At 34.0% G+C, this 26,440-nt stretch carries 22 protein-coding genes; 21 read left to right on the forward strand and 1 reads right to left on the reverse strand.

What is annotated here, in order from left to right; translation table 11 throughout:
* Window positions 1-22 precede the first annotated feature (22 nt).
* From BAQ44_RS19195 to BAQ44_RS19210, 4 genes are all read left to right on the forward strand, one after another.
* On the forward strand, window positions 23-616 hold the full coding sequence (locus BAQ44_RS19195) for an SGNH/GDSL hydrolase family protein (protein ID WP_063261024.1): 594 nt from the start codon (window positions 23-25) through the stop codon (window positions 614-616).
* Between the two features lie 421 nt (window positions 617-1,037).
* Complete coding sequence (locus BAQ44_RS19200) at window positions 1,038-3,005, forward strand: penicillin-binding transpeptidase domain-containing protein (protein ID WP_071723012.1); 1,968 nt, start codon at window positions 1,038-1,040, stop codon at window positions 3,003-3,005.
* A 593-nt stretch (window positions 3,006-3,598) separates the two neighbouring features.
* Window positions 3,599-4,132 carry an RNA polymerase sigma factor gene (locus BAQ44_RS19205; RefSeq protein WP_061680421.1) on the forward strand — a complete coding sequence of 178 codons (534 nt, stop codon included), beginning with the start codon at window positions 3,599-3,601 and terminating at the stop codon, window positions 4,130-4,132.
* A complete protein-coding gene (locus BAQ44_RS19210) occupies window positions 4,122-4,949 on the forward strand; it encodes an anti-sigma factor (protein WP_071723014.1) in 828 nt (275 codons plus the stop codon). The genes BAQ44_RS19205 and BAQ44_RS19210 overlap by 11 nt, the downstream gene beginning before the upstream one ends.
* Before the next feature lie 46 nt (window positions 4,950-4,995).
* On the opposite strand, the gene BAQ44_RS19215 is transcribed toward BAQ44_RS19210, so the two are convergent.
* Complete coding sequence (locus tag BAQ44_RS19215; RefSeq protein WP_071723016.1) at window positions 4,996-6,717, reverse strand: peptidoglycan D,D-transpeptidase FtsI family protein; 1,722 nt, start codon at window positions 6,715-6,717, stop codon at window positions 4,996-4,998.
* A 349-nt stretch (window positions 6,718-7,066) separates the two neighbouring features.
* On the opposite strand from BAQ44_RS19215, the gene BAQ44_RS19220 reads away from it, so the two are divergent.
* The 17 genes from BAQ44_RS19220 to exsK all read left to right on the forward strand — a co-directional run bounded on the left by BAQ44_RS19220 (window position 7,067) and on the right by exsK (window position 26,364).
* Window positions 7,067-9,199, forward strand: coding sequence for a peptidoglycan D,D-transpeptidase FtsI family protein (locus BAQ44_RS19220; protein ID WP_071723018.1), 2,133 nt, complete (start codon window positions 7,067-7,069; stop codon window positions 9,197-9,199).
* A gap of 224 nt (window positions 9,200-9,423) precedes the next feature.
* Window positions 9,424-10,350, forward strand: coding sequence for a class A beta-lactamase Bla1 (bla, locus tag BAQ44_RS19225; RefSeq protein WP_071723101.1), 927 nt, complete (start codon window positions 9,424-9,426; stop codon window positions 10,348-10,350).
* A 982-nt stretch (window positions 10,351-11,332) separates the two neighbouring features.
* Entirely contained in the window at window positions 11,333-12,205 is an 873-nt protein-coding gene (locus tag BAQ44_RS19230; protein WP_061680416.1) for a YitT family protein, read from the forward strand.
* Between the two features lie 484 nt (window positions 12,206-12,689).
* Window positions 12,690-13,532 carry a metallophosphoesterase gene (locus BAQ44_RS19235; protein WP_071723020.1) on the forward strand — a complete coding sequence of 281 codons (843 nt, stop codon included), beginning with the start codon at window positions 12,690-12,692 and terminating at the stop codon, window positions 13,530-13,532.
* A 212-nt stretch (window positions 13,533-13,744) separates the two neighbouring features.
* A complete protein-coding gene (locus tag BAQ44_RS19240; protein WP_000548621.1) occupies window positions 13,745-13,996 on the forward strand; it encodes a hypothetical protein in 252 nt (83 codons plus the stop codon).
* 179 nt (window positions 13,997-14,175) lie between these two features.
* Window positions 14,176-14,901 (forward strand): ABC transporter ATP-binding protein, encoded by a 726-nt coding sequence (locus BAQ44_RS19245; RefSeq protein WP_071723022.1) that lies wholly within the window; start codon window positions 14,176-14,178, stop codon window positions 14,899-14,901.
* On the forward strand, window positions 14,898-15,917 hold the full coding sequence (locus BAQ44_RS19250) for an ABC transporter permease (protein ID WP_071723024.1): 1,020 nt from the start codon (window positions 14,898-14,900) through the stop codon (window positions 15,915-15,917). The genes BAQ44_RS19245 and BAQ44_RS19250 overlap by 4 nt, the downstream gene beginning before the upstream one ends.
* Before the next feature lie 24 nt (window positions 15,918-15,941).
* Window positions 15,942-16,595 (forward strand): TetR/AcrR family transcriptional regulator, encoded by a 654-nt coding sequence (locus tag BAQ44_RS19255; protein ID WP_071723026.1) that lies wholly within the window; start codon window positions 15,942-15,944, stop codon window positions 16,593-16,595.
* Between the two features lie 4 nt (window positions 16,596-16,599).
* A complete protein-coding gene (locus BAQ44_RS19260; protein WP_071723028.1) occupies window positions 16,600-17,568 on the forward strand; it encodes a YbgA family protein in 969 nt (322 codons plus the stop codon).
* 215 nt (window positions 17,569-17,783) lie between these two features.
* The gene (locus BAQ44_RS19265) at window positions 17,784-18,929 is read left to right on the forward strand and encodes an acyl-CoA dehydrogenase (RefSeq protein WP_061680410.1); all 1,146 of its coding nucleotides are present in this window, start codon (window positions 17,784-17,786) and stop codon (window positions 18,927-18,929) included.
* Between the two features lie 15 nt (window positions 18,930-18,944).
* The gene (locus tag BAQ44_RS19270) at window positions 18,945-20,282 is read left to right on the forward strand and encodes an acetyl-CoA carboxylase biotin carboxylase subunit (protein WP_071723030.1); all 1,338 of its coding nucleotides are present in this window, start codon (window positions 18,945-18,947) and stop codon (window positions 20,280-20,282) included.
* Between the two features lie 26 nt (window positions 20,283-20,308).
* A complete protein-coding gene (locus BAQ44_RS19275; RefSeq protein ID WP_001987345.1) occupies window positions 20,309-20,524 on the forward strand; it encodes an acetyl-CoA carboxylase biotin carboxyl carrier protein subunit in 216 nt (71 codons plus the stop codon).
* A 21-nt stretch (window positions 20,525-20,545) separates the two neighbouring features.
* Window positions 20,546-21,457, forward strand: coding sequence for a hydroxymethylglutaryl-CoA lyase (gene mvaB / locus BAQ44_RS19280; protein WP_071723032.1), 912 nt, complete (start codon window positions 20,546-20,548; stop codon window positions 21,455-21,457).
* Between the two features lie 4 nt (window positions 21,458-21,461).
* Window positions 21,462-22,250, forward strand: coding sequence for an enoyl-CoA hydratase (locus BAQ44_RS19285; protein ID WP_071723034.1), 789 nt, complete (start codon window positions 21,462-21,464; stop codon window positions 22,248-22,250).
* Between the two features lie 2 nt (window positions 22,251-22,252).
* Window positions 22,253-23,794 (forward strand): acyl-CoA carboxylase subunit beta, encoded by a 1,542-nt coding sequence (locus BAQ44_RS19290; RefSeq protein ID WP_071723036.1) that lies wholly within the window; start codon window positions 22,253-22,255, stop codon window positions 23,792-23,794.
* 49 nt (window positions 23,795-23,843) lie between these two features.
* Window positions 23,844-25,784, forward strand: coding sequence for an AMP-binding protein (locus tag BAQ44_RS19295; RefSeq protein WP_071723038.1), 1,941 nt, complete (start codon window positions 23,844-23,846; stop codon window positions 25,782-25,784).
* A gap of 265 nt (window positions 25,785-26,049) precedes the next feature.
* Window positions 26,050-26,364, forward strand: coding sequence for an exosporium protein ExsK (gene exsK, locus BAQ44_RS19300; protein WP_071723040.1), 315 nt, complete (start codon window positions 26,050-26,052; stop codon window positions 26,362-26,364).
* Window positions 26,365-26,440 lie beyond the last annotated feature (76 nt).

The raw sequence follows: 26,440 nt of genomic DNA on the forward strand, positions 1-26,440 counted from the left end.
ATAACAAAAAGGGGGATTACATATGTGGAAGCGATTTGTAGCGATTGGTGATAGTTTTACCGAGGGCATAGGGGATGAAGTTGAGGGAATAGCATTAAAAAGCTGGGTAGATCATTTTGTTCAACTTTGTGTAAACGATATGGAATATGCTAATTTTGCAAAGCGTGGGTTAGTAACTAAAGAAATTCGCTCACAGCAATTGGAAAAGGCATTAACGTTTAATCCAGATTTAGTTAGTCTAATTGCAGGTGCAAACGATGTTTTAAAAGGACGTTGGAATCATCAAGAATATAAGAACGATATGGAATTTATGATAGATACATTAAGTAAAACAGATGCTGATATTATTATAGCAAACCTTCCAGATTTTACAGTTCGGCTTCCATTTTCTTCTGAAAAAAAACAAATGTTAAAAGAACAATTATTAGAGGTTAACGAAGTTATACTTTCACTGAGTAGAGAGTATAAGCTTCATCATGTTGACTGTTGGAATCATCCATTAGTTAATGATAATTCGCTTTGGTCTACGGATTTAATTCATCCAAACTCAAAAGGATATGTAAAAGTTGCTGAATTAATTCATAGTAGTTTACCTGTACATGACTCTTCTAAATAAGATTTAGAGTGAATGAATCCCCAGTCGCATACAGCACAGGGGTTTTGATCCAAAATAGAAGGATATACAGCGTCTATAAATTAAACTTTAATTAATTCTTTTATATTGTATACACTTTGTTATTTTTTGTTGAAGGACCCTTAGAATAAGGGTCCTTTTTTGTATTAAATATCTACAAAAAGGATAAGAGCGAGGAACCTAAACAAAAAGATATTTTAAATAATAGTGTTAAATAGATCCGCTACTTTTGTTTGTAAGAATCTTAAAATCTTCTCCTTCGAATGTAACTTGATCATAAATCAATTTTTTTTGTAAATGTGGAACAATTTCATTACTTACACTGTCTATTAAGCGTTACAACATTTTTTATTTAATAGATCAAGAAAGGAATAAACATTTTTAACTAAGGGAGAAGATTGAATTGAAAAAATTATGGATGCTGCTTTTCTTTTGTTTTGCAGTTATATTGGTAGGATGTAATAAAAACGAATCGCCAAAACAAGCATTTGAAGAATATGTAAATTTATGGAATGATAGAAAATTTGCAAATATGTATGATCATTTATCAGAACATGCCCAAAAAGCAATTTCTAAAAAGGAATTCACAGAGAAATATCAAAAAATTTATGAAGGTATTGGCGTTAAGAATTTAAAAGTTAATACGAAAGCAGAAAATGCTAAAGATAAAGAAGTTTTTCTTTTTGAAGTTAAGATGGATACGGATGGAGGAAAAGCTTCATTTATCCATGAAGCAAAACTTGTGAAAGAAAAAGAATCTTGGAAAATAGATTGGACACCAGACTTCATTTTTCCAGCTATGAAAAAAGATTACAAAGTACGTATGCAAATAGAACAAGGAAAACGTGGAGAAATATATGATCGAAATGGGAAAGCTCTTGCAACGAATGGTAAAGCGACTGAGGTTGGAATTATTCCAGAGAAACTAGGCGAAACGGCAGTGCAAACAAAAGAAATAGTAGCACAATTACTTGATATGTCTATAGAAGAGGTCGATCAGAAGCTTACAGCGAAATGGATAAAACCAGACTCCTTTGTACCAATTGGTATTTTAAAAGAAGGAACTAGACAGAATGATTATATTGAATTAGAAGGAGTATCATCTCGCCCAGTAAATATTCGGACGTATCCATTAGGAGAAGCGGCCGCACACTTAACTGGTTATATAGGAAAGGTGAATGCAGAGGAGTTAAAATCGCTTCAAAAAAAAGGGTATCAAGCAGATGATTTAGTAGGTAAGGCAGGTTTAGAGAAAGTATTAGAGAATAAATTGCGTGGTGAAAAAGGTGGACGCGTATTTATAGAAGATGAGAATGGAAAAGAGATTAAAAATGTAGCGAAAAAAGAAGCAAAAGAAGGGGAAAACGTTACGTTAACAATTGATGCTGCAATTCAAGAAAAAATCTTTAATGAGATGAAAAATGAGGCAGGATCTAGTGCAGCTGTCAATCCTAAAACGGGTGAAACTATTGCACTTGTAAGTAGCCCTGCTTATAATCCAAATACATTAGTTAGAGGCGCGTCAAAAGCCCAACGAGAAGCATGGAATAACGACTCGAAACTACCAATGATGAATCGTTTCACACAAGCATTTGTACCAGGTTCCGTATTTAAAACGATTACTGGTGCAATTGGTTTGGAAACAAACACTATAAACCCTAAGGAAGAATTTAAAATTCAAGGATTAAAGTGGGCAAAAGATTCATCTTGGGGAAATTATTATGTAACACGTGTGAAGGAAGCTAGTCCAATTGATTTTGATAAGGCAATGAAGTACTCTGATAATATTTATTTTGCTCAACAAGCTTTGAAAATGGGAAAAGATCAGTATGTAAATGAATTTAAGAAATACGGATTTCATGAAAAATTACCAATCGAATATGAATTTCCTATTTCAATCATTGCAAGAGATGGGATAAAAAATGATATTCAACTAGCAGACACGGGATATGGACAAGGACAAGTATTAATGACACCACTTCATTTAGCATTAACGTATGCACCGATTGTGAATGAAGGGAATATTCCGTCGCCTCATCTTTTAAAAGAAGCAAAAGTAGCGGGGAATTGGAAAGAAAATGTGGTTTCTAAAAAGAATCAAGAGATATTAAAGAGCGCATTAATAAAAGTCATTAATGACCCTGATGGCGCGGGGAGAATTGCTAAGGTTGATGGTATAACTCTTGCTGGTAAAACTGGTACAGCAGAACTGAAGGAGTCGAAAGAAGCAGACGGAAAAGAACTTGGATGGTTTGCAGCTTTTGATGCAAATGCGCCCGACATGATCGTTACCATGATGATCGAAGATGTAAAAGGAAGAGGGGGGAGTAACGTACCAGCTGAAAAAATAAAACATATTTTCCAAAAATAATAATCAATTATAAAGTAAAATCTTTTACTGTATTCATTGTTTGCCTAACACAAAGGTATAAATCATGCAAAACAAAGTATAAGTAAGCTTCGAAAAAGCATTCTTCTTAATCGAGAATGCTTTTTTGTTGTGGGTGTAGAAAGTTGATACCCCATTCCCATCTTTATTTTCATTTTTGAAAGGGTGAGATTGCTGACAGTAAATAGAAGAGGTGAACAAATTGAAATGGACAAGTTTTAAACTAAAAAACCAGTTATTTAGTAAAACATAAATAGAGCATACAAATAAGTATGCTCTAAAAAAATATAGTACAAGTAGAGTGTTGCGTGAAATTCAAAAATAATAATCAGATTTTTATGAGTGTATTTTTAACATTGTATGCGTTACTTGTTTTTAGGAGCCTGTCATATAAGAGAAAATATAGCTGATTATTTTATGAAAGTAATGGCACACCTATATCTTTTTTAGAGAATTTTTTTATCAAAAAAAGATAAACAATGGAACAAATACAACTTGTATCTTGTCTATATATTGAAACCATAATAAAAGAGAGGGTAGTTTTATGTTTATTCAAATAAGTTCGAGGTGTGGAAATGGAACAGAAGTTTATTGAAAAATGTAATCATGATGAGCTTGACTATGTTATAAACGATTATTGGCAAGATGTATGGAATTATTCATTTATTATTACGAAAGATCCACACTTATCAGATGATATCACGCAAGATGTATTTATAAAGGTATTTAAAAACTGGAATTCATTTCGAAAGGAGTCATCTATTAAAACGTGGATATTAAAAATTACAAGAAATACGGCAATAAACTATTTGAAATCTTCTTATTTTAAAAGGATATCTTTAATAGGATTTTTTAGTGACGATAAGCAATCTCCATCGGCAGAACGTGAATTTTTTAAGCAAGAGGAAATGAATGAAGTGTGGGAGGTTGTATTAAAACTACCTAAAAAACACCGTGAAATAATAATTTTAGACGCAAAATATGAATTATCTTATGAAGAAATGGCTGAAACACTAGGAGTATCCATTGGAACTGTAAAATCTAGATTAAGCCGAGCAAGAAGTAAGGTTTCAAAATTAATAGGGGAGGGTAGTAGTGATGAACAATAAACAAAATCCTGACTGGTATAAACAATTAAAAAAAGGCCCAATGGAGAATCGTAACGATGAAGAAGAGTTTATTTTTAAAATAAAGCAGTCTATATATGAAAATAATGAAGCGGATCTTGTAAAACATAAAAGACCGTTTCGTAAAAAAGCTCTGCCTATTATAGTTGTTTTTGTTTGTACAATGTTATTTGTTATCGTTCAACAACCATGGCTTGATGATAATAAATCACCGGTCCAAAGTAGTACACAAATTAAGCCTAAAACTAAAGATGAATCTGCTCAAGATCCAACATTAAAACAATTTATGAATGAATTATATCAAAGTACAAATTCAAAAAATGAAAATGACTTGTATAGAGCGTTAAATGATGAAGTTCTATTTAAAGGGAAGAGTTATAAGAAGGATGAATTGAAATTTGATGAAGATATTTTTCATGAGTTGCAAGTTGCTCTTACCATGGGGGGAGAATTTACAAATGATACAAAGCAAGCATACAAAGTACCAAGTGGATTGACAGAAAGTAACGAACCAAAGCAAGCGCATTATATATATGCAACTGTTACTGGAAATAAAACGAAAATTTTAGCTGAACCAAAGCGAGAATCACAAGTTTTATACGAAGTATCTAATGAAATGGTAAAAGCTTGGATTCCAGAAAAAGTGCAGAATAATGGATATATAAAAGTATCGACAATTAGCGGTAATACTGGATATGTACAAAAAGAGTATGTTTTAACTGATATTAAATATTCTTTCATGTTCGCAAAGGATCATGAAGGTAAATGGAAAATAACGAATATAGATTCTATATGGTAAAGAGGAAGGTTCACTTTAATGAACCTTCCTCTATGTTTTTATTCTCTTATTGAAGAGTATTCCAGTACTCTAAAATTTCTGAGGTAACGAGAGCAGCAATATTTTTTTCTGAATTACTACCAGGAATAACGACAGAAACGGCAATTTGTGGATCTTCGGTAGGAGCATATGCAATGAAAAGAGAATGGTTTATCATTCTTTCTTGCTCATTCGGAGCACCTGTTATGCCTGTTTTACCTGCGACATGAAAGGGTAAGTTTTTAATTTCCTCTATATTTTGGCTCATCCCACCTTGCACGACACTCCAAAATTTCACCGGGTAACGATTTGAACTTTCTAAAATTGGTTTAAACTTTTTGGTTTCCTTACCATTTTGATCAATAATAGCACTTACAATTTGAGGTTTATATTTATCACCTTTACTTGCTAAAGTTGCTGCATATTGAGCAAGTTGAAGAGGAGTGTGTACTTCATTTCCTCCCCAAGAGGCATTTAATAAGGCGGAGATACCATTTTCAAACTTGTTTGTTGGATGAAATTCATATTGTCCGTCTTCTTCAAAAGGTAAATCAATCCCGGTTTTAGAACGAAGGCCGAATTGCTTTAAATACTCTGTCCATATATGTGCAACTTTTTCTATATTCCCATTATTTTGGTTGAATAAGGGTAGCGCTACTTTTGCTGTCATAAATGTGTTAGATGAATTAATGATGGCCTGCCTCGGTGTAATCTCACCTGTTGGCGTTCCAGGTGCATTCGTAATGTTATTTTGATTATCATATTGAAAAGTACCTTTATCTAAATAAGTATCTTCAGGTTGAAAAAGCTTTTCGTTTAATCCAATTAAAATAGTAAGTGGCTTTATAGTTGAGGCCATATTTACATAAGATTCACCATACTTTAATTTTTGAATTGCTTTATTTTGCGAAAGTGATTTGATGTTTTCTTTTTTAGATGATACTTGTTCATATAATGTATTTGGATCAAACACTGCTGAATTGGCCATAGTTAAAATTGCGCCAGTTTTCACATCGGTTACCACAACATAACCAGTATTAACATCAGTTATTTTCTTGATTTGAGATCTTAATGCTTCCTCTGTTTTTTGCTGCAACTTAGAGTCTAAAGCTAGCCGGATATCTTTTCCTTTTTGTACTTTTTGCATGTTCCATAAGAACTTTTTATTATTCATTTTAAAAATAAGAGTTTTTCCGGGTTTTCCTTTTAAATCATTTTCATATTGCAGCTCAATCCCGCTTTTTCCAACGGGTACATTAAGGTCATTTTCTACATACCCAATTACCTGTGAACTAATTTCACGTTTAGGATAATATCGAATCACTTCATCTTTTATTATTACATTATTGGGTTTGTTTTTGTTTATGAATGCAAGTTCATTCTCAGTTATATCAGAGTATAAAGGTATATCATTCATAGTTTGCTTTTTACAAGATTGTTGTAATTGAGATTTTATGTCCTCTGTAGAAATGTCATGTTGAAACTCGCTTGAAAATTGATTGGAAAAAGCTAATGTGTTTGCTGTATCTTGTTTCGATAGCTTCTCATCATTAAAAGTGCAATATAGAGACTTAACTTTCTTATTTGTAGCTAGTATTACACCATTTTTATCAAGTATTTGTCCTCTTTCGGCCGAAGAAGTTTCGATAGTAATTGAAAAGAAATGGCTTTTTAACAAAATTATTAATATCAAACCTACAATAGAAAGAATCGCTATAAATCTCCATCTTTTTATTTTTGTATGTAACATAAAACCCTCCCTTTTTAGCTTATTTCATCTTATAGTTAATTATTTTTTTTGTAAATGTGGAACAACTTTATTATTTAGGTTGTCTATTAAGTATGACAGCATGAAGAAAGGAATAATCAGTATGAAAAGTTTTTAGCAAATCTATATGTAAGTTTTATATGGGCCAGTATATAGTTTAGCATTTCTAATGCTAGCGACAAAAAATAGAGAGAAAACAGGAAAGGAGAGTTATGAATTACGTAGCTAAACGAAAAGGGATGGGTGCTAACAAGGATTTAGCAAAAAAGTCGAAACGATATTTATAATCGGTCAACGGTATATAACATATAAGGAATTAAATGGAGGATTTATGGAAAAACAAAAAGGAAAGAACAAGACGTATATATCTATACGATTAAATATAATGTTCCTTTGCATATTTTTATTATTTTCAGCTATTATTATGCAGCTAGGAAAAGTGCAAATCGTAGAGGGAGAGGCATATAAGAATCAAGTAGAAAGTAGTCAAAATGCAACAACTAGCATTCCAGTTCCACGTGGACAAATACTAGATCGAGAAGGGAAAACAGTTGTTAATAATAAATCCCTTCGTACGATTACGTATACAAGGGTAAAGGGAATTACTAGTGAAGCTATTTTAAAAACAGCAAAAGACTTGGCAAAAGTACTTGAAATGCCTGAACAAGAAATAAATAAATTAACAGATATCGATAAAAAAGATTTTTGGATGCAGTTGAATACGAAACGTGCGGAGACAATGATTACGAAAAAAGATATAGAAAAGTTTAAAGAAAAGGGAGTAGAGGGAAAAGAGTTAGATAAAAAAATAGAAGACTTAAGACGAAGTCGCGTTACAGAAGTAGAATTGGCAGAATTAACAGCACAAGATTTAAAGGTGTTAGCTATTAAAAGTAAAATGAGCGCAGGTTATCAACTGACACCACAAATTATAAAAAAAGATGTAACAGATCAAGAGTATGCACGAATCAGTGAAAATCTTGCGGAGTTTCCTGGGGTAGATGCAACGGTTGATTGGGAGCGCAATTATGTAAATGGTGATTTATTTCGTTCCGTGTTAGGTAATATTACGAGTAGCGAAGAAGGTCTGCCAAAAGAAAATTTAGATTCTTATTTAGTACGCGGATATAACCGTAATGATCGTGTAGGGAAAAGTTATATTGAACAACGATATGAAGATGTGCTACACGGCACAAAAGCAGAAGTGAAAAACATTGCAGATAAATCAGGAAATATTATAAACACAGAAATAATTTCTAAAGGAAAAAGTGGTAATAGTTTAACATTAACGATTGATATGGAATTACAAAAGAAAGTGGAAGAAAGTTTAGAGAAAAATTTGAGAGCTTTTAAGAGTTCAGAGCCACTATTGGACCGAGCTTTTGTTGTTATGACGAATCCGAATAACGGACAGATTTTATCTATGGCAGGCAAAAGGATAGTAGAAAAAGAAGGGAAAATGGAAATCGAGGATTTGGCATTAGGTAATATGACAACTTCATATGAACTAGGATCAGCTGTAAAAGGTGCTACTTTATTAACTGGATATGAGACAGGTGCAATACAACCAGGAGATCAATTTTATGACGCACCGATGAAATTTAAGGGAACACAAGCTAAGAAATCGTGGAATGTATCCGGATTTGGTAATATTAATGATTTACGAGCGCTACAAGTATCTTCGAATGTATACATGTTCCAGACAGCTTTAAAAATTGCGGGCGTTAATTACGTACCAAATGGTTCATTGGATATAAAACAAGAAGCATTTAATACGATGCGCTATTATTTTAAACAATTTGGATTAGGCGTGCCAACAGGAATTGATTTACCGAATGAAATAATTGGCCAAACTAGAAAAGTAGATAGTCAGCCTGGGTTTTTACTAGATTTTTCTATCGGTCAGTATGATACGTATACGCCGTTGCAATTAGCACAATATATTTCAACGATTGCTAATGGAGGTTATAGAATGCAACCTCAAATTGTACAAGAAATACGAGAGCAATCAATAAAAGAAGAGGTTGGCAAAGTTATTCGTTCTATAGAGCCTGTCGTATTAAATCGAATTGATATGAAGACAGAACATATTAATCGAATAAAAGAAGGCTTTAGGTGGGTATTCCAAGAAGGTGATGGAACTGGTGTGAAGTATTTCAAAAATGCTCCATACAAGCCAGCAGGGAAGACAGGGACAGCTCAAACTGTATATGGTGGAGATGATCCAATTGGTAGAAATGCGAAAGGAGAACGTATGGAATGTTACAACTTAACGTTAGTTGGATATGCTCCATATGATAATCCAGAAGTAGCCTTTTCTGTAGTAGTTCCGTGGCTTCATAACGATAAAAGTGGAATTAATTCTATAATTGGAAAAGAAGTTTTAGATGTATATTTTGATTTGAAAAAGCAACGTATGCATGGTGAAGCTACTAATACAGATAATCTGAATCAAATTCAGTAAAACTTGTACACTTCTCTAAGCGAAAGAGATTCTGTTTATATAAAGGTCTTTATAAATAAAGATAAGATTTGAAATAAGAGATAGCGACGAGCATTGTTGCTATCTCTTATTTTGTTAATGACTCTCATACTAGTTAAAAATGTTTAAAAGTTTATGGAACAAAATTGTTTCGGTGATTGTCTAGTATGTGTAAGTAAAAAATGGTTAAGAACTTGAAAGGAATGATGATTTTGAAAAACAAGAGGATGCTAAAGATAGGAATATGCGTTGGTATATTAGGTTTAAGTATTTCAAGTCTACAAGCTTTTACAGGAGGGGCATCACAAGTTGCAGCGAAAGAAAAGACAGAACCAGTTAAACATAATAATCATGCGACGTATAAAGACTTTTCTCAACTTGAGAAAAAATTCGATGCTCGATTAGGTGTGTATGCAATAGATACTGGTACAAATCAAACAATCTCTTATCGATCTAACGAAAGGTTTGCTTTTGCATCAACCTACAAGGCGTTAGCAGCAGGGGTATTACTACAGAAAAACTCTACTGAAAAATTAAATGAAGTTGTTACTTATACAAAAGAAGACTTAGTGGATTATTCACCTGTTACTGAGAAACATGTAGATACTGGAATGACACTAGGAGAAATTGCTGAGGCTGCTGTTCGTTACAGTGATAATACTGCAGGGAACATTTTATTTCATAAAATAGGCGGACCGAAAGGATATGAAAAAGCGCTTAGACAGATTGGGGATCGGGTTACTAAGTCTGATCGCCTTGAAACAGAATTAAACGAGGCTATTCCAGGAGACAATCGTGACACTAGTACGGCGAAAGCAATTGCTACGAACCTTAAGGATTTTACAGTCGGAAATGCGCTTCCAGATCAAAAGCGTAACATTCTGACAGATTGGATGAGAGGAAATGCTACAGGAGATAAACTTATTCGTGCGGGAGTACCAAAGGACTGGATAGTTGGAGATAAATCAGGAGCTGGAAGTTATGGGACACGAAATGATATCGCTATCGTTTGGCCGCCGAATAGAGCACCAATTATTATCGCAATTTTATCCAGTAAAGATGAGAAAGAGGCTACCTATGATAATCAACTCATTGCAGAGGCAGCTGAAGTTGTTATTAATGCTCTAAGGTGATAGGTTCTCAATTTTTTTAAGTAATGTAATTGAAAATAAGAATGTGGAAAGCGATTCTTTTTAATGTGAAAGAGTCGCTTTTTGTATTTTTAAATAGTACATATATAAGTGGAAAATTATTATTTCATGGACTATTTATTACGATATAGTAAATGAGAGGGAGTATTTAAGAGAAATATTTCTATATAGATATGTAATTTAAAATAGTTTTCACATGATGAAAACCTTGGAGGATAGGCTTTATATAGCTTACTTAGTTTCACAAAAAACTTAAATAATCGTACATTATGATTATGAATTACATAGAAAGAAATAATATTAACTAATGGAATATTTTCTTAGTTTTAGGTATATTATAATTGACCGAATGAGTATATCGGTCAATTAGTGCTATTTTTAAAATTGTAAATCTATACTCATCACGTTAATGGAATTGATTCCATTAACTATGGGTTTGAAAGGAATTGACTACTAATAATGACTTGGATCCTATAAACAGTTCGAGGTGAAATATCTATTAGTTTCTGTGTGCGGTCTATTAACAATAATTTCATAGTGTTTAAATGGGAAAAAGGATAACGGATTAGGAGGAAATATTTTTGTAGTAGATTTTGAAATTTAATGGTTACGTGTTAGGGGGAACGATTGAAAATTGATATTTCGATAAATATCTTTACATTAGCAGTAGATTTAAAAAGAAGTGTAAATCTTTATACTGGGTGGCAGAAAATATGAATTTAACCAATTATTTTTATAGTATTTGTTATGTTTGTGGTTTGTAAAGAAGAAATTAATAGGATAACTCATGATTAGATTTTAGTTATAACAATTTATACACATACTGTTTAGCGTATTCGTACACTTTAATTAAGTATAGGAAGTTATAGCATGAGAGAAATTACATAGTAGGTGCGACACTAAGTATAAAGAAGCTGATGTAATAATGAAATGACGAGAAAAATGTGTGAAGTGAGGAATTGTGATGGAAAGTACAAAAAAGAAAAATGTTAATACATTTAAAAAAATTTCGCAAGCGATTTTGATTATTATTGGAGCATTAATAACGGCGTATGGATTAGAGGCTGTACTAATTCCTAATAACGTCTCAGATGGTGGTGTAACAGGTATTAGTATTGTTAGCTCTCAGCTATTTGGGTTACCATTAGGTATTTTAATTGGATTAATTAATATACCATTTGTTTGGTTAGGTTATAAACAAATTGGTAGAGGATTTGCAATGTATTCAGTTATTGGTATTGTATCACTTGCAATAGGTACTGTGGTCATGCATAATGTGCCTACAATTATTGAAGGAGATACATTGTTAGTTACTGTTGTTGGTGGTGTTATTATCGGATTTGGTATGGGATTGGCTCTTCGTAATGGCGGAGCATTAGATGGAATTGATATGCTAGCGGTATTGTTGTCTAGAAGATTACCGTTTGGAACAAGTGATCTAATCTTGTTTTTAAATATGTTCGTATTTATTTTTGTGTCAACAGTATTTGGTCTTCAAGGTGGAATTTTATCTGCGATAGCTTACTTTATTGCTTCTAAAGTAATTCATATCATTGAAGTGGGATTAAGTGGATCTAAAACGTTTAAAATTGTTACAAAAGAACCTAAATTAATGATAGACGCAATATGGGAACGTCTCGGAAGAAGTGCAATCTATAGTGAAATTTATGGAGGTTCTTCGAAAGATGCTTATAAGGAAGTTAGCTGTGTTATCAGTCGTTTAGAAGAAAATAAAATGAAGGAACTTATTCAAGAAATTGATGAAAATGCCTTTGTTACTGTATATGATGTTGCGGAAGTAAAAGGCGGAAACTTTAAAAAGCAAGATATTCATTAGGAGTAATCACCGAGATAAATATTTTATACAAAGTTGATTATGGAAAGAAATTTGGTATGTATTAAGTGGTACAACTGCAAGATATAAATGTAGTTTTTTGATTGCTGAATACTTGAGTATTATTATGGGATTTTAATGAATATCATGTGATATTTGATCATTTAACGATAAATTTATGAACAAATATGTTAATGTGTTTCTAATTAATCAAGGTAAGTAGTACTAAAACTAATATTAATATATTTGTTTGAACTCAAAAAGCCGAAATTCCTTTACATAGGAATTTCGGCTTTGATGTTATATCATAAAGTTACGATTAAAATGGAACCTGGCATGTATACTTCATCATAAGTATATAAGTTCTTCAGTTCATTAATTAGAAACTTGTCCGTAACTACCAAAACTAAATTGTTACCCCTTTTAAAAAAATCTAGTGGATTGTTTAGTGACAATTGTAGTACTAATTAAGATTTTAGGAGGAAATATGAACAAAAAGATTAAAAGAATCATATTATTTATTGTTACTTTAATTGGTATGAGTATTTTTTTATATGTACAGAACAATATAATAAGTATTACTAAAGTTAATATAAAATCTACTAAAATTCCTTCTACTTTTAAGGGTTTTAAAATTCTACAAATTTCAGATTTACATAATAAAAAATTTGGCGACAATCAAGAAACTTTAATTCAAAAAGTAAAAGGTGAAAATCCGGATATTATTGTTATTACAGGTGATCTAATTGACAGTAAATCATATGATGCAGAAGTAAGTATGGAATTAATACGAGAACTTGTAAAGGAGTATCCAATGTATTTTGTCACAGGAAACCATGAAAAATGGTCAGGAAAATATAATGATTTGGAGAAAGAGTTGAAGAAACACCATGTTACTGTTTTAAGAAATGAACATATAACCATTCAAAAAGAGGAACAAAAAATAAATTTACTTGGTATTGATGATCCGGAATTTGTAATTGGAAACCGTGATGAAGGAAGTGTTGTCAAAGATGAAATTTCAAAAGTGAAATTTGAAATGCAGCCGGATACATTTAATGTATTACTATCACATAGGCCTGAATTTTTGACAGAGTATGCTGATGAACAAATAGATTTAGTGTTATCGGGGCATGCTCATGGAGGACAAGTTAGATTGCCATTTATCGGAGGATTAGTTGCTCCGAATCAAGGTATATTCCCTACATATACAGCCGGTTTATATGAAAAACAAAATACATCTATGGTAGTGAGTAGAGGCTTAGGCAATAGTGTCATTCCGCAAAGAATTTTCAATAGGCCAGAACTTGTAGTCGTACAGTTAAATTGAACTGTACGATTTTTTGTATAGAAAAAATAAATAGAGCATATGCAATTTATACAAGTTAACATTACAATTTTGTTAAAAATTTTCTACGTTACATAAAGTAACAAAATTTGACCCGGAGAGTTTGTTATAGTGTAAATAATCAAAAAACTTAAAATTTGTCGAGTGAAAATTGTGATAAGTAATTCACGTAAAAAACTTAAAGGGGTGTACACATGCATAAAGAATATGAGATTGAAGAATATACGGCGATTGAGGAACAAATACACTATTATTGTAAATGTTTATTAGTTAGTCATCCTGATCAAATTATAAAGTATTTAGAAAAAAGGTTAGAAAAATATGCAGAAACATTACAATATGCACATTTATATCCTGACACAGTTATTTTACCGTTACAGCAGTTAGTTATCGAATATTCTTTAGATGTTGCTAGAATTAGAAAGTATATGAATTTAAAAACGTAAAGTAAAATATATAATGTAAATGAAACAGAGTCGACTTTAAGAAATGATATTCTAATGTCGACTCTGTTTCATTGTTTAAGATTGAAAATACATACTAATCAATGAAGTTTGACATATAATTACGCAAGAGTAAAATAAAAGTGAGTACTCACTCATTTTTAGAAAAGGGGGAATAAAACGTGCAGCAACCTTCCATTATTTTGCGGACTGTGTCAAAAAGTTTTGGGAAAAAAGAAGTGTTACACAATCTTTCGTTGCAAGTTGAAAGAGCAGAGATATTTGGTTTAGTGGGGCCTTCAGGTTCAGGGAAAACGACTCTTATTAAATTGATTGCAGGTATTAATGAGGCAACAGAAGGTGAAGTGTTTGTTTACAATACGAACATGCCTAATTTAAATGAAATGAAAAAAATTGGTTATATGGCTCAGGCTGATGCGTTATACGAAGAACTATCAGCATATGAAAATGCAGATTTTATTGCAACAATGTATGGATTAAAGGGAAAGCATAAAAAAGAAAGAATACAAGAGGTTTTTGACCTTGTTCAATTATCACAACATATGAAAAAACAAGTACAGCATTTTTCAGGTGGGATGAAGAAGCGTTTATCATTAGCGATAGCACTCCTTCATGAACCTGAAATATTAATTTTAGATGAACCGACAGTCGGGATAGATCCGCTGCTTAGAAAAACGATCTGGGAAAAATTTTATGATCTTAAAAAGAAAGGTACTACCATTATTGTAACAACGCACATTATGGATGAAGCTGAGTTTTGTGAGCGCCTAGGGTTGATTAGAGAAGGAAAGCTAGTTGCGACTGGAACGCCTGAAGAATTGAAAAAGCGGGTATCATCAGGACGGATTGAAGATGTCTTTTTGCTGGAAGAGGTGGCCCTATCATGAGAGTTACTGGTGTAATCATTCGTATTATTCGCCAATTTTTTCGAGATAAGCGTTCGTTAGCGATGATGTTTGGAGCACCTATGTTATTACTTTGGTTATTGTCGCTAGTGTTTACACAAAAAGATTATGTTCCGCATATTGCAGTTGTTGATATGCCAGCTCAGGTAGTAAAAGTGATGGAAAATCAGGAAGCGACAATTTATGAATATAGTAAAGAAAAGGCATTGTCTGATTTGGAAAAACAAAAGATAGATGCAGTAATTCATTTAGAAAGTGGAAAAATGCATGTTGTATTAGAAGGTAGTGATTCATCAAAAAATCGTGCTGTACTTCAAGTTTTACAAAAGAGTACAGAGAAGAACGATGTATCGATTATGAAACCTGAAGTGAATTATTTACATGGTTCTAAAGATTTTACAATGTTTGATGGGCTTGGTCCTGTATTAATCGGTTTTTTTACATTTTTCTTTGTATTCATTTTATCTGGAGTGTCTTTCGTAAGAGAACGTTTAAGTGGTACTCTAGAAAGGTTATTATCAACTCCGGTACGAAGATGGGAAATAGTTGTAGGATATATTATCGGTTTTGGAATCTTTGCATTTATACAATCCTTTATAATCGTAAGTTTTTCAGTTTATATATTAGACTTATATGTAGCTGGCTCTATATGGCTAACGCTACTTATTACATGTATGCTTTCTTTAACTGCATTAACTTTAGGGACGTTTTTATCGGCATACGCAAATAATGAATTTCAAATGATCCAGTTTATACCGCTTGTTATTGTGCCACAAATTTTCTTTTCTGGTTTGTTTCCAATTGAATCTATGAATAAGTGGCTCCAAATGTTGGGGAAATTATTTCCGCTCACATATGGCGCTGACGCAATGAGACAAGTGATGATTCGAAATCAAGGGTTTACAGAAATTGCATTAGATCTTACTGTATTACTACTTTTTTCTTTGTTATTTGCAATAGGAAATGTATTTGCATTAAAGAAACATCGAAAAATATAATGATGATACAAAGGAGCATAATAAATGAAGAAGGATTGGCTAGAAGAATTAATAGCCGCAACAAATACGGATAAACGAAATGAACGTCAAATGCGTATATTAGAGGCGGCTGTTGATATGTTTGGTGAAAAAGGATATGCTGCAACTTCAACAAGTGAAATTGCAAAGCGTGCTGGTGTAGCGGAAGGAACAATCTTCCGCTACTATAAAACGAAAAAGGATTTATTGTTAGCGGTCGTCATGCCGACATTAACAAAGTTTGCTGCACCATTTTTCGTACAAGCCTTCGCAAAGGAAATATTTAAATCGGAATATGAATCGTATGAAGGGCTACTAAGAGTTGTTATTCATAATCGTTTTGAATTTGCAAAAAAGCACTTTCCAATGATAAAAATATTAATTCAAGAAGTGCCATTTCAACCGGAACTGAAAAATGAAATACAACATTTAGTAGAAACAGAGTTACTTTCACATTTTAAAAAGTTGATTGTAAAGTTTCAAGAAGAAGGGGAAATTATTGAAATGCCTCCATCTTCTGTATTACGTCTTACTTTAACAGCTGTATTAGGATTACTATTAACACGTTTTTTATTATTGCCTGAGGAAAAATGGGATGATGAATTGGAAATTGAAAATACGATTCAATTTATATTGTACGGATTAACCCCACGGAGGTAATGTGATGCGCCAATTTGCTAAGCCGAAAATTGTTGTTAGTAAATGTTTAGAATTTGATGCATGTCGTTATAATGCAGAGATGATTCCAGATGTAACAATACGAAATTTGCAGCCATTTGTTACATTTATCCCAGTTTGTCCAGAAGTAGAAATTGGTTTAGGAATTCCTCGAGAAACGATACGAATGATAGAAGAAAATGGTGTGAATAGACTAGTACAACCGTCGACGCGGGAAGATGTAACTGGAGAAATGGAGCGATTTTCAAATGTCTTTTTACAAACGATATCTGATGTAGATGGCTTTATATTAAAGAATCGTTCGCCAAGTTGTGGTACGCGTGATGTGAAAATTTATTCTGGTTTTGAAAAAGCGCCAGCAAAAGGAAAAGGATCTGGCTTATTTGGCGGAGCAGTAATAAAAAAATTTCCACATCTTCCAATTGAAGAAGAAGGTAGATTGTCGAATTTTATTATTAGAGAACATTTCTTTACAAGGTTATTTACAATCGCATATTACAAAATGATTAAATATAATAAAAATATGAAAGACCTTGTATCGTTTCAGTCGGACAATAAATATTTATTTATGGCATATAATCAGGTAAAACAAAAGGAATTAGGGCGTATTATCGCAAATCAAAAAAATGAAAAGATTGAAATTGTATTTGATAAATATGAGAAGACTCTATATGAATTATTTATGCGAACACCTCGCTATACATCGAATGTAAATGTATGTGAGCATATTTTCGGATATTTTAAAACAAAGCTGAAAAAACAAGAAAAAGATCATTTTTTAGATTTGATACAAAAATATAAAGAAAAGAAAATCCCGCTTAGTAGTCTACTGGCAATTTTAAAATCATGGGCCCTTCGATTTGATGAAAAGTATTTATTAAGACAAACATATTTCGAACCATACCCTGAAGCTTTAGTAGAGATTTCAGATTCGGGAAAAGGTAGAGATTACTAAACAATAAATTACATAATTCGACAAGAAAACTCCTATGTTGTTGTAGAACAATGTAGGAATTTTTTTGTGCATTAGTACAGAATCTGTTTTAAAATTAAGTTATGACAGAATTATAACAATTATCTAACTAATATTCTTGTCTTTAAGTAGTAACGATTGTAGTAGAAACTCGCACGCTGTCGAAACTCAATATTCGATAAGGGGTGTGTAGCGGAATGGAATTTACTCTAACTCGCGAAAAACAAATGATTAAAGAAATGGTACGTGACTTTGCTGAAAAGGAAATCGCACCGAAAGCTGTGTATTATGACAAAACTGCGGAATTTCCATATGAAACATTTCAAAAAATGGGCGAACTAGGATTATTAGGCATCCCATTCCCTGAAGAGTATGGAGGTTCAGGTGGCGATACTGTATCGTACGCGTTAGCAGTTGAAGAAATTGGTCGTGCTTGTGGTGGCACAGGATTAAGTTACGCTGCAACAATTTCATTAGGTGCTTCACCAATTTATTATTTCGGTACAGAAGAACAAAAACAGAAATATTTAATTCCAATGGCATCAGGTAAAACGTTAGGTGCTTTCGGATTAACTGAGCCGAACGCTGGATCTGATGCAGGTGGTACACAAACGAAAGCTGTATTAGATGGTGATGAATATGTAATTAGTGGTGAAAAGTGTTGGATTACAAATGCAGAGTATGCAAATACAATTATTGTAACCGCTGTCAACGGCGTTGAAGACAATGGTAGAAAACGCATTTCGGCATTTATTGTACCGACTACAAGTGAAGGATTAACGATCACAAGTCCTTACGATAAAATGGGTGTTCGTGCTTCTAATACATGTGAAATCGTACTTGATGGTGTACGTGTACCGAAAGAAAATATTCTTGGTGATGTAAATAAAGGATTTAAACAATTCTTATATACACTTGATGGAGGACGTATTTCAATCGCAGCATTAGCAGTAGGTATTGCACAATCTGCATTTGAACGTGCACTGCAATATGCGAAAGAACGTCAACAATTCGGAAAATCAATCTCTAATTTCCAAGCGATTCAATTTAAATTAGCTGATATGGCGACTGAAGTAGAGCTAGCGCGTAATTTAGTACATAAAGCAGCTTGGTTAAAAGATAACGATAAACCTTTCGGTAAAGAAGCGGCTATGGCAAAACTTTTCGCATCTGAAGCAGCAAGCCGTATTGCAAATCATGCAGTACAAATTCATGGTGGATATGGCTATATGCGTGAATATGAAGTGGAACGACATATTCGTGATGCGAAACTATTAGAAATTGGTGAAGGAACTTCTGAAATTCAACGTCTCGTAATTGCTAGACATTTAGGATGTAGATAAAAGGGAGGAATCACTATGTTTCAAAAAATATTAATTGCTAATCGCGGGGAAATCGCAGTTCGTATTATGAAAACTTGTCAAAAACTTGGCATTCGCACTGTTGCTATTTATTCTGAGGCAGATGAAAATGCCCTTCATGTAAAAATGGCAAATGAAGCTTACTTAGTAGGTGGACCGCGTGTCCAAGAAAGCTATTTAAACCTTGAAAAAATTATTGAAATAGCTAAGAAGACAAATGCTGAAGCGATCCATCCGGGATATGGATTATTATCAGAGAATCCGTCTTTTCCGGTTCGCTGTAGAGAAGAAGGGATTGTATTTATCGGTCCATCAGAAGAAATCATTACGAAGATGGGAAGTAAAATCGAATCTCGTATTGCAATGCAAGCTGCAGATGTCCCAGTAGTTCCAGGTATTACTACAAATATTGAAACTGCTGAAGAAGCAATTGAAATTGCTAAACAGATTGGTTATCCATTAATGCTGAAGGCATCCGCAGGCGGCGGAGGCATTGGAATGCAGTTGATGGAAACTGAGCAAACGCTCACCAAAGCATTTGAAAGTAACAAAACAAGAGCACAAAACTTCTTCGGTAATGGAGAAATGTATTTAGAGCGCTATATTGCAGATGCACACCATATTGAAATTCAGCTTTTAGCAGATACACATGGTAACACAGTGTATTTATGGGAGCGTGAATGTTCAGTACAACGTCGAAATCAGAAAGTAATTGAAGAAGCACCTTCACCATTTTTAGATGAAGGTACACGAAAAGCGATGGGTGAAGTCGCTGTACAAGCTGCCAAAGCTCTTGGATATACAAATGCTGGTACAGTTGAGTTTCTAGTTGATGATCAGAAAAATTTCTATTTCTTAGAGATGAATACGAGATTACAAGTAGAGCATCCAGTTACAGAAGAAATTACTGGTTTAGATCTTGTAGAACAACAACTTCTAATTGCATGTGGTGAGAAGTTATCGTTTACACAAGATGATGTAAAACGTAGTGGTCATGCCATCGAGGCACGTATTTATGCAGAAGATCCGAAAACATTCTTCCCATCACCTGGGAAAATTACAAATTTAACGCTGCCAACAAATGTTCGTATTGATCACTTTTTAGAGAATCAAGTAACGATTACACCTTTCTATGATCCAATGATTGCGAAAGTCATTGCTCATGGTGAAACTCGTGAAGAAGCAATTTCGAAATTACATGATGCTTTAGAAGAATTAAAAGTAGAAGGTATTAAAACGAACAAACCAATGCTAATTCAAGTATTGGAAGATGATGTGTTCAAAAGTGGTATTTATACTACGGGTTTTGTAACGAAACAACTTGTTAAAAAATAAGGTTTAACAATATTAAGGGGGAAAAAATGATGACGAAAGTATATGCATCGATGGCAGGAAATGTATGGAAGATTGTTGTAGGAGTAGGAGATACAGTAGAGGAAGAGCAGGATGTCGTCATTTTGGAATCTATGAAAATGGAAATTCCAATCATTTCAGAAGAAGCTGGCACAGTTATGAAAATTAATGTGCAAGAAGGCGACTTTGTAAATGAAGGAGATGTATTACTAGAAATTGAATAGGGAGATATAGGGGGAAGCGAATTGAAACTACCTAATTTTGCTGTCATTAAAGAAGTCGGGCCACGTGATGGCTTACAAAATGAAAAAAAGATTGTTGGCACAAAAGATAAAGTAAAATGGATTCAACTACTTACAGAGGCGGGATTATCGTACGTTGAAGTTTCCTCATTCGTTCACCCTAAATGGGTTCCTGCATTAGCAGATGCAAATGATGTGTTTTCTGAGCTGAAAAGGGATCCAAATGTTACATATGCAGCGCTTGTTCCAAATCAAAATGGTTTGGAACGAGCTTTTTTGCAAAATGTAGATGAGGTGAATGTTTTTTTATCAGCAAGTGAATCTCATAATAAAAGTAATATTAATAAATCAATTAAAGAAGCATTAGTTGTCATTGAAGATATAACAAAGCAGGCAACGTTCGAAGGAAAAAAGGTAAGAGGCTATGTTTCTACTGTATTTGGTTGTCCTTATGAAGGGGACATAAGCGCCATAGCAGTTGACGAATTATGTAATCAACTATTCTCATATGGCATTTATGAAGTCTCTCTTGGTGACACGATCGGTGTAGCGAATCCGTTACAAGTAGAGCGCGTATTAGAACATTTATTAAAGAAATATGATGCTTCTCAGTTTGCAATGCACTTCCATAATACGTATGGAATGGCTCTGGCAAATGTAGTTAAGTCATTAGAATATGGTATTACAACATTTGATAGTTCTTGTGGTGGTCTTGGGGGATGTCCATATGCACCAGGAGCATCAGGCAATGTTGCAACCGATGACTTAGTACATATGCTCCATAAGTTAGGTGTCCAAACGAATATTGATGAAGAGAAGTTATTGAGAGCAAGTCAATTTATTCAAAGTAAATTAAATATCCAATTACCGAGTCATGTGTATAGAGCGCTTCAACATAAAACGATAAGTAGGTGAGAAGATGCTACAATTACAAAATATTTCAGTTGATTATGTAACACCACACGTTGTAAAGATTTCATTATATCGTGAAAGACAAGCAAACTCATTATCTTTAGCGTTATTAGAAGAGTTACAAAACATATTAACTCAAATAAACGAAGAGTCAAATACTCGTGTAGTTATTCTAACAGGTGCTGGTGAAAAAGCATTTTGTGCTGGAGCTGATTTAAAAGAACGTGCCGGCATGAATGAAGAACAAGTTCGTCATGCTGTTAGTATGATTCGTTCTACTATGGAAATGGTTGAACAATTACCACAGCCAGTTATTGCTGCTATAAATGGGATCGCACTTGGTGGTGGTACAGAATTAAGTTTAGCTTGTGATTTTAGAATTGCTTCAGACACTGCAAGTCTTGGTCTCACTGAAACTACACTTGCAATTATACCTGGAGCAGGTGGTACGCAGCGTTTGCCAAGGTTAATTGGTGTTGGTAGAGCGAAAGAATTAATTTATACAGGCAGACGCATTTCGGCACAAGAAGCGGAAGAATATGGTCTAGTAGAATTCGTTGTACCAGCTCATTTACTTGAAGTGAAAGCGATTGAAATGGCAGAAAGAATTGCTAGTAATGGTCCAATTGCTGTTCGATTAGCAAAAGAAGCAATTTCAAACGGTATTCAAGTTGATTTACATACCGGATTACAAATGGAAAAACAAGCGTATGAGGGTGTAATCCATACGAAAGATAGAATAGAAGGATTACAGGCATTCAAGGAAAAACGCACACCAATGTATAAGGGGGAGTAAATATGTTAGATCAAAAACAAGAATCGAATACATTTGAAGAACGAGTTGAAACGATTAAACAAGGCGGCGCACCAAAATATCATGAACAAAATAAAGAAAAAGGAAAACTATTCGTTCGAGATCGCTTAGCTCTTTTATTTGATAATGGTGAATATGTAGAAGATGCATTATTTGCAAATTGTGAGCAAACGGGATTACCTGCTGATGGTGTTATTACGGCAACAGGTAAAATACATGGTCGCACTGCATGCGTAATGGCAAATGATTCAACAGTAAAGGCCGGATCATGGGGCGCACGTACAGTTGAAAAGATTTTACGTATTCAAGAAACGGCAGAAAAATTACGTGTTCCGTTATTTTATTTAGTTGACTCTGCTGGAGCGCGTATCACTGATCAAGTAGAAATGTTCCCAGGGCGCCGTGGTGCAGGAAGAATCTTCTACAATCAAGTGAAATTATCAGGTAAAGTTCCGCAAGTATGCTTATTATTTGGACCTTCTGCAGCTGGTGGTGCATATATTCCAGCCTTTTGTGATGTTGTTATGATGGTGGAAGGAAATGCATCTATGTATTTAGGATCTCCTCGTATGGCTGAGATGGTTATCGGTGAGAAAGTAACTTTAGAAGAGATGGGCGGAGCTCGTATGCATTGCTCAGTATCAGGATGCGGAGATGTTTTATGTAAGACCGAAGAAGATGCGATTACACAAGCAAGACAATACATTTCATATTTTCCAAACAACTACTTAGAGAAGACTCCATTGGTTACACCTCAAGAACCGAAACAATTCGAAAAAACATTAGAACAAATCATTCCAGAAAATCAAAATGCTCCTTTCAATATGAAAGATCTCATTAACAGAATTATTGATGAAGGTTCTTTCTATGAAGTAAAAAAATTATTTGCTCAAGAACTAATTACAGGCTTAGCACGTATTGATGGTAAGCCAGTTGGTATTATTGCAAATCAACCGCGTATGAAAGGCGGCGTATTATTCCACGATTCAGCTGATAAAGCAGCGAAGTTTATTAATTTATGCGATGCATATCATATTCCATTATTATTCCTTGCAGATGTACCTGGATTTATGATTGGTACAAAAGTAGAGCGTGCTGGTATTATTCGCCACGGTGCAAAAATGATTTCTGCAATGAGTGAAGCAACTGTACCGAAAATTTCTATCGTTGTTCGTAAAGCATATGGTGCTGGTTTGTATGCAATGGCAGGTCCAGCCTTCGAACCAGATTGCTGCCTTGCTTTACCGACAGCTTCTATTGCGGTAATGGGCCCAGAAGCTGCGGTCAATGCTGTATATGCAAATAAGATTGCAGCTTTACCAGAAGAAGAGCGTGATAGCTTCATTGCTGAAAAACGCGAAGAGTATAAGAAAGATATTGATATTTACCATTTGGCATCAGAGATGGTCATTGATGGTATTGTTCATCCAAACAATTTAAGAGAAGAGTTAAAAGGACGATTCGAAATGTATATGAGTAAATATCAAGTATTTACGGATCGTAAACATCCTGTTTATCCAGTTTAAAAGCCCTATTTAGGGCTTTCTTGCTCAAAAAGTCAAGGAGGGGAACACATTGAAACAAGCAGTTTGGTTTCCAACAGAAGAGTATAAAGAAAAAACGCGTTTATATGGTTGGATGAAATCATTGGGATATGAAGATTACGAAACGTTTTATAATAAGTCAATCGAAGAAACAGCTTGGTTTTGGGGAAAAGCTGAGAAAGCGGTAGGCTATCAATGGATGAAACCTTATACAGACGTGCTAGACCTAGAGAATGGTACGCCGTTTGCACAGTGGTATAATGGCGGAACATGTAACGTTGTAGAATCAGTTTTATCCCGCTGGCTTGCAGATGATGAAACAAGAAAACAACCAGCACTTCAGTACGAGGGAGAAAATGGAACCTCAAAATCATTTACATATGAAGAACTTGACAACTGGGTAAGCCGCGTTGCAAACGGTTTGAAACATGCTGGTATTGAAAAAGGCGACCGTGTAACAATTTATATGCCGATGATTCCAGAAACAGTTGTTGCGATGCTAGCTGTTATGAAAATCGGTGCAATTATTTCACCAATATTCTCAGGCTTTGCGTCTGATGCAGTCATGACACGTGTGCAAGCTGCAGGGTCAAAAATGATCATTACTGCAGATGGTTTTTCACGCCGAGGTAAAGTTGTTTCATTAAAAGACGAAGTAGATAAAGCTTGTGAACATTGTCCAACTGTTGAAAAAGTCGTTATCGTGCGTCATGCAGGAAATGACTTTACGCCGCATAATTATGATTTTTCATGGAGTACGTTAGAAAAAGAAAAGCCATTTGTACATGCAGAAGAAATGAACAGTGATGACCCATTAATGCTTATATATACTTCTGGAACAACTGGAAAACCGAAAGGAACAGTACATACACATGCTGGTTTTCCTTTGAAAGCTGCATTTGATGCAGGATTTGGAATGAACATCAAGCAAGGTGACCGTGTATTATGGGTAACTGATATGGGCTGGATGATGGGACCATTTTTACTATTCGGTTCTCTTATAAATGGGGCAACGATGGTTATGTACGAAGGTGTTCCAGATTTCCCGGAAGCAGATCGGTTATGGGAGACAGTTGATAAATATGAAATTACACATCTTGGTATATCACCAACATTAATTCGTGCGTTAATGGCAAAAGGTGATGAATATGTGAATAAACATTCACTCAAGAGTTTAGAAGTATTCGCATCAACAGGTGAACCTTGGAATCCAGATCCTTGGATGTGGCTATTTGAAACAGTTGGAAAAAGTAATGTACCAATTTGTAACTATTCAGGAGGAACTGAAATTTCTGGTGGGATTTTCGGAAACGTCCTTATTAAACCAATTGCACCGATTAGTTTTAATGCATCTTTACCAGGAATGGCAGCGGTTGTGCTCGATGATCAAGGTAATCCAATTCGTGATGAAGTTGGAGAATTGTGTTTAGAGAAGCCTTGGGTTGGTATGACGAAAAGCTTCTGGGAAGACGATGAGCGTTATGTGAACACATATTGGTCACGTTTTGAAAATAAATGGGTTCATGGTGACTGGGTGATTTATGATGGTGAGCAATATATTATTACAGGACGCTCAGATGATACGTTAAACATTGCTGGAAAACGTATTGGACCTGCTGAATATGAATCTATACTTGTGAAGCATACTGATGTCATAGAAGCTGCTGCGATTGGTGTACCTGATGATGTAAAAGGTGAAGTTTGTCATTGTTTTGTAGTACTAAGGGACAATGTAACATTCACAGGAGAGTTAAAGAAAGAATTAATGAGTTTAGTAAACTCCCATATTGGAAAAGCATTATGTCCAAAAGATATTCACGTTGTAGAAGATTTACCGAAAACACGTAATTCAAAAGTAATGCGACGCGTCATTAAAGCTGCTTACTTAGGAAAAGAATTAGGTGATTTATCATCACTTGTAAATCCTGAAGTCGTTCCGTTTATTCAGGGGTTACAGTCTAGTAAATTATAAGATATAAAGTATGTATAATATGAACTGACCTCTAATTGATAGAGGTCAGTTTTTATTTTTTTACATTGCACTGATTAGAAAAGAGTAGTTATTAATACGAGGATTATCAGTATAAACACTGGGAGTTCATACAGCAATGTATTTGTTTTTTTGTATAAGTTTAATTTAGTACAAGTGTTTGTTTTTTCCTTTATATGTTTTTGCCTCGTACACTTTAAAGCTAGTGGACATACTATATTAATAGAAATGATTAGGGGGTGAAATTTTGGGGTATCGTTATAGTAATTCTAAAAAGAAGTGTACATGTAAACAAGATGATTGTTGGGACGCTTTTGAAGAGTGTAAAAAAGAACATGAAGAACAAAATAAAAAATGCGATTGTTGCTGTGTACAAGGAATTAGAGATGAATTAAAAAAACTTGTAAACAGAGCAGCGCGTATTACGACAGTAGGAAATAATTATGAGGGAACAGTTTATTCAGTAACTTGTGATGTTGTAAAGCTTGCTAATAGTGCTGGGGTAGTTACAGTAATAATATCCGTTTGTAATATTGAAGCGATTGAACCATTGTTGACATAGGAACGTAGCATAATTAGGCTATGTTTTTGTAAAGCCATTCTTATGAATGGCTTTATTTTAATTATGTATAAAAGGA

Origin of the sequence: Bacillus mobilis (assembly GCF_001884045.1) — a bacterium.
Taxonomy (GTDB): domain Bacteria; phylum Bacillota; class Bacilli; order Bacillales; family Bacillaceae_G; genus Bacillus_A; species Bacillus_A mobilis.

Bases quoted from the DNA above. Each gene is read 5' to 3' on its own strand.
- BAQ44_RS19255 (WP_071723026.1), top strand. From the start codon at position 15,942: ATGAAGAAGGATTGGCTAGAAGAATTAATAGCCGCAACAAATACGGAT.
- BAQ44_RS19270 (WP_071723030.1), top strand. From the start codon at position 18,945: ATGTTTCAAAAAATATTAATTGCTAATCGCGGGGAAATCGCAGTTCGT.
- BAQ44_RS19285 (WP_071723034.1), top strand. From the start codon at position 21,462: ATGCTACAATTACAAAATATTTCAGTTGATTATGTAACACCACACGTT.
- BAQ44_RS19250 (WP_071723024.1), top strand. From the start codon at position 14,898: ATGAGAGTTACTGGTGTAATCATTCGTATTATTCGCCAATTTTTTCGA.
- BAQ44_RS19235 (WP_071723020.1), top strand. From the start codon at position 12,690: ATGAACAAAAAGATTAAAAGAATCATATTATTTATTGTTACTTTAATT.
- BAQ44_RS19290 (WP_071723036.1), top strand. From the start codon at position 22,253: ATGTTAGATCAAAAACAAGAATCGAATACATTTGAAGAACGAGTTGAA.
- BAQ44_RS19275 (WP_001987345.1), top strand. From the start codon at position 20,309: ATGATGACGAAAGTATATGCATCGATGGCAGGAAATGTATGGAAGATT.
- BAQ44_RS19230 (WP_061680416.1), top strand. From the start codon at position 11,333: ATGGAAAGTACAAAAAAGAAAAATGTTAATACATTTAAAAAAATTTCG.
- BAQ44_RS19215 (WP_071723016.1), bottom strand. From the start codon at position 6,717: ATGTTACATACAAAAATAAAAAGATGGAGATTTATAGCGATTCTTTCT.
- BAQ44_RS19220 (WP_071723018.1), top strand. From the start codon at position 7,067: ATGGAAAAACAAAAAGGAAAGAACAAGACGTATATATCTATACGATTA.
- BAQ44_RS19265 (WP_061680410.1), top strand. From the start codon at position 17,784: ATGGAATTTACTCTAACTCGCGAAAAACAAATGATTAAAGAAATGGTA.
- BAQ44_RS19205 (WP_061680421.1), top strand. From the start codon at position 3,599: ATGGAACAGAAGTTTATTGAAAAATGTAATCATGATGAGCTTGACTAT.
- BAQ44_RS19240 (WP_000548621.1), top strand. From the start codon at position 13,745: ATGCATAAAGAATATGAGATTGAAGAATATACGGCGATTGAGGAACAA.
- BAQ44_RS19195 (WP_063261024.1), top strand. From the start codon at position 23: ATGTGGAAGCGATTTGTAGCGATTGGTGATAGTTTTACCGAGGGCATA.
- BAQ44_RS19260 (WP_071723028.1), top strand. From the start codon at position 16,600: ATGCGCCAATTTGCTAAGCCGAAAATTGTTGTTAGTAAATGTTTAGAA.
- BAQ44_RS19210 (WP_071723014.1), top strand. From the start codon at position 4,122: ATGAACAATAAACAAAATCCTGACTGGTATAAACAATTAAAAAAAGGC.
- bla (WP_071723101.1), top strand. From the start codon at position 9,424: ATGATTTTGAAAAACAAGAGGATGCTAAAGATAGGAATATGCGTTGGT.